At 33.1% G+C, this 4,303-nt stretch carries 3 protein-coding genes; 1 reads left to right on the top strand and 2 read right to left on the bottom strand.

From position 1 onward, the window contains the following. Positions 1-270, bottom strand: a 270-nt coding sequence (locus tag ACRCJ0_RS09905; RefSeq protein WP_431390331.1) for an ATP-binding cassette domain-containing protein, incomplete at its 3' end; no start/stop codon positions are given. Further along, positions 270-1,301 (bottom strand): ABC transporter ATP-binding protein, encoded by a 1,032-nt coding sequence (locus ACRCJ0_RS09900; RefSeq protein ID WP_431390330.1) that lies wholly within the window; start codon positions 1,299-1,301, stop codon positions 270-272. The genes ACRCJ0_RS09900 and ACRCJ0_RS09905, both read right to left, overlap by 1 nt. A gap of 714 nt (positions 1,302-2,015) precedes the next feature. Here ACRCJ0_RS09900 and ACRCJ0_RS09895 point away from each other — a divergent pair. Then, positions 2,016-2,198, top strand: coding sequence for a hypothetical protein (locus ACRCJ0_RS09895; protein ID WP_431390329.1), 183 nt, complete (start codon positions 2,016-2,018; stop codon positions 2,196-2,198). The last annotated feature ends 2,105 nt before the right edge of the window (positions 2,199-4,303 follow it).

The following is a 4,303-nucleotide window of genomic DNA, read 5'->3' as shown; positions in this document are numbered from 1 at the left end:
GCCGTATTTACCAGACCGCTTCCGCGCTTTATTGGTGACATCGGTTCCTTCATATAAAATCTGTCCAGCAGTCGCCTTCTCCAAACCGATAATGGCACGGCCGATAGTCGTCTTGCCAGAACCTGATTCACCAACTAGGCCGTAAGTTTTACCACTTTCAATTTCAAAATCAACACCATCCACGGCAAATACATTGTCCTGTACCGTATTAAAGAATCCGCCGCGAATAGGATAATGTACTTTCAAATCTTTTACTTCAATAAATCCCATTACTCGACCCCTTCCTTCAAGTCCGCAACATCCGCTTCCTCAGGGAAATGGAAATGCTGCCAACAAGTACATTTCACGAAATGATTTGGGGCCAGCTCATGCATGGTCGGATTTTCTTCATGCTCACTATCATCAATCCATGGAATACGACTAGCAAAACGGCAACCCGTTCTTGGCAGGTTTTGCAGTGAAGGCACAGTCCCTTGAATAACATGAAGTTCATCTTCCTCACTCTCAAGCTCGTGTGGCACTGAATTCAGTAGTGATCGCGTATAAGGATGTTTTGGATTGTTAAATAGTTCAAACACATCAGCAATTTCAACTACCTCACCGGCATACATCACGGCTACCTTATCTGCCGTTTGTGCAACTACCCCTAAATCATGGGTAATTAATAGGATGCCAGATCCCGTCTCATCTTGAATATCATTCATTAAATCTAAGATTTGCGCCTGCACAGTCACATCTAAGGCAGTAGTCGGCTCATCAGCAATAATAATGGCTGGCTTGTTTGCTAAAGCAATTGCAATCACTACACGTTGGCGCATACCACCAGATAATTCATGCGGATATTGTTTCATCACACGTTTTGGATGAGGGATTTGAACCTGTGTTAATAGTTCCTCCACCCTCGCAAGACGTTGAGATTTGGATAAACCAGAATGATACAATAAAGTTTCTTCAATTTGATCTTGTATTGTCATCAAGGGGTTTAAAGAACCTAAAGGATCCTGGAAAATCATCCCAATATCATTTCCTCTAATTTTGTTAAACTGCGCTTCACTATTTTCTAAAAGATTATTCCCTCTATAGAGAATTTCTCCTTGGATTTGCGTATTATTTCGATTATGTAAACCAACAATCGAGGTAGCTAAAGTACTTTTACCAGACCCTGACTCCCCTACAATGGCAAGGACCTCATTCTCATTCAAAGTCAAAGTAACATCATCGACAGCATTAAAGTACTCATCGCCAAAACGAAATCCTGTATGTAAATGATTAATTTCTAATAATACCTGGTTAGAGGACATGGTTTCAGCTCCTTTAAAAATGATATTTCAATAAATTTTATAATTTAATTCTAATCATTTAGGTTTTTAGATACTTTACATGAACTAGAATAAAATTTCAAGGAAAAATAGCATCTTCTTCATAATTTATTAACATTTCTCTTAATCGTTTTTAATACTATCTCTTATTGTTTTAATAATAGGAAGAGAAATGAATTAAGCCGCTTGAAAATCATAATCAAAATAGGAAACATGTGTTTGTGGATAAGCCTGTGACTAAGTCGAAACTTCATTCGAATTCCCCTGTTGCTGTAGGCAATTGCCTTGTGGATAGAAACCAAAATTTTGAGTAGATTCCTATGTATAGATGATTTATTCACATGTGGAAACTAGATTCTAACCGACTATTTTTAATGAAGTGCATGTTTCACATGAAACCTGTTGTTAAAAATAGCTGCATGATGATGTGGATAAATTGACGGTATATAAGTGTTTGAAAATTAAATAAAAAGCAAAAATAGTCTATATCATGTAAGGATATATAACATATACGAAAACTAATTGTTGTAGTACAGTGAAGAGGATTTAGATGAAAAGATTGCAATTTTTAAAAAGAGGCTGTGGGTTGAAAGTGGCCTTAAGTGAAAAAAATAGGGTAAGAGAGGTAAAATTAGATAAAAGATAAGCAATTAAAAGATGGTGATTATTCGTATAAAAGTAAAGAGATATATTCATTTGGCAGCAAAAGTAGAAAAGAATGGGTGGAGTATCTCTTTTCAAGTGAATATAGATGTGAAATTTCACAAGCAAATGAGGTTGCATAAAGAAGAAGAAGGTATAGTATTGATATATTTTAAGCATGAATATAACAATCTAATAGGGGAAATTAAGGAGAATTTAGAATGGGTACAATATTAGTTACACTTGAAATAAGTGAATAACGGAGAGAAGTATAAATATAACCTAGAAAAGTAGAATAAGAAGAATTATCTGTTGCTTGGTTTTAATGAGATTTCACGTGGAACTATATTAATAAGCGCGCCCTTCTTACTTGCTTATCTTATTCCAATCCTTACTTAATGGGTAATTTTTAGTAGCAGGCAAGAGTTAATAAGGATCTATTTATTGAATTTCTCTTATATATTATGAATGACCAAGGTCTTGTTCAATAAAGGGTTAATGCATGAGTTTTTCACTGTATTTTTTGGCTAATATCATATTAATAAGGCTTATTTTAGACAGTTTGTAGGGTACAGATTTCTAAAATCAATCACCATTCACCATTTCCTTCACCTGTTAAAAGTAAAATCGATGCTTTACTACAATTAGTTACAAAAGTTTCTGTGATTATAGAATGACTTATGTTTTTTTTTAGATGCTGACACCTTTAATTAGGATTTTTCATAAATATAGAGAAATGTTTCACGTGAAACGTTCGAAAATCCCTCTATCCTCTATGTGTGGTAACTGTTAAATGCCTAAGGTTTATAAAACCCTTACACAATCTGATTAACTCTGGATGATCTTTCCAAATTAATATTTAAAGAGAAAAGAGCAATAGACCCCCGCCACATTTGGATAACATTCAATATATTAGGAATAATTATTAGCCGCTCATGGTTGGTTGCTGCTATAGATGGATGTCTTAGTTACTAAATTACATTGATAAATAATTTTTTACTTTCTTTCTTTTACAAAAAAATATTTTTATAAACATAGAAAAAAAGCGTGATTAATTATGTTTCACGTGAAACAAACCTCATCCATAAAAGAAGACCCGGTTAGTATTACTCTGGTGTGTAAATAGAAGGTTGTAAGATTAATAGAATTTATATGTTGCAGGTAAAGGGAAAATACTAGTGGTAAGAGATTTTAATGGGGTATATTGAGTTTTCCGGGACATAAATATTTATTTTTAGCACACTGTGCACTCACTATGAGTTACACTAAAATATTTTATAGTAGTAAACTAAAGAAATTCATTAAAGTCTAAGTGTAGTAGATAATGTGATGTATTGATGTATTGATGTATTGATGTATTGATGTATTGATGTATTTGTAGCTATTCAATAGCTGGTAAGTTAAATTTCTAATTAATATAGATAAGACTAACCGTATGAGTTCTGCTGATTTAAGATTATACAGGAGCTACTTCATAACTCCAATAAACTGGAAGTCAATTTGATCTTCGATGATGTTTCACGTGAAACATTATTAATTGTCGACTTATTTTCAATATCGACTCGTGGTAAGAAGAGAGTTAATGTAGCATTCCATTCTATTGTCATTAAGGCTGTTAGTTAATCATAGCTAGTTTATTGTATCGGTGGTTATCATATAAAGATATGTGACTAATGATTAAACAATTACGACGGTACCAATTAAGCTATCGGCAAAATTCTTGGGATTATCAATCAGAGATTTACGGAAGTTGTATCCATTCTTATCCTTATAAAAATCATAGTTGGTATAGAGCTAGTAATGATAAAAAGAAATTTTGGACAAAATCCATTCTAATTGTAGCTAGCAGCTAGCTATTGGATAATTGCTTTCATTCATCAATTTGAGCTACGGTGAACAAATAGCTTCTAGTGGATATTGATAGGCCTGTATAATAATCAGTTGCTTTTAGGATTAACTTGCTAAGTGGATAAGATTAATCAAAGGTAAATTGATAGAATGAAATATGATTTCGTTTGAAGCATTTGTTAGTGGACTGTGGGAAGATTCCTGTATCGGAGAGTATACACTTTATAAAACTTGCAATCTTGAAGACTCGCTATCATTAATACGAATGTTTCACGTGAAACATTCATATCGGATATTTCTTAAAGAAGTCTTTGACTTTGATATTTTTGATAAGATATGAATGATACCGATTTAAAGAATCCTATATCTATTTTCTAATTACTTAAAAACGTTTAAAAATATTTATATTTCCCTCCCAAAGACAAAGACAAGGCCATAGCAACTGTAGGAGCTTATCTATTTTTCAAAATACTTATACAATAATAAGGTTTTAG

This window comes from Aerococcus sp. L_32 (assembly GCF_050689315.1).
Note: the sequence above shows the minus strand (reverse complement) of the source record. Positions and strands in the feature narration are given on the sequence as shown.

Excerpts from the sequence above, each read along its gene's own strand:
- ACRCJ0_RS09900 (WP_431390330.1), bottom strand. The coding sequence starts at position 1,301 with ATGTCCTCTAACCAGGTATTATTAGAAATTAATCATTTACATACAGGA.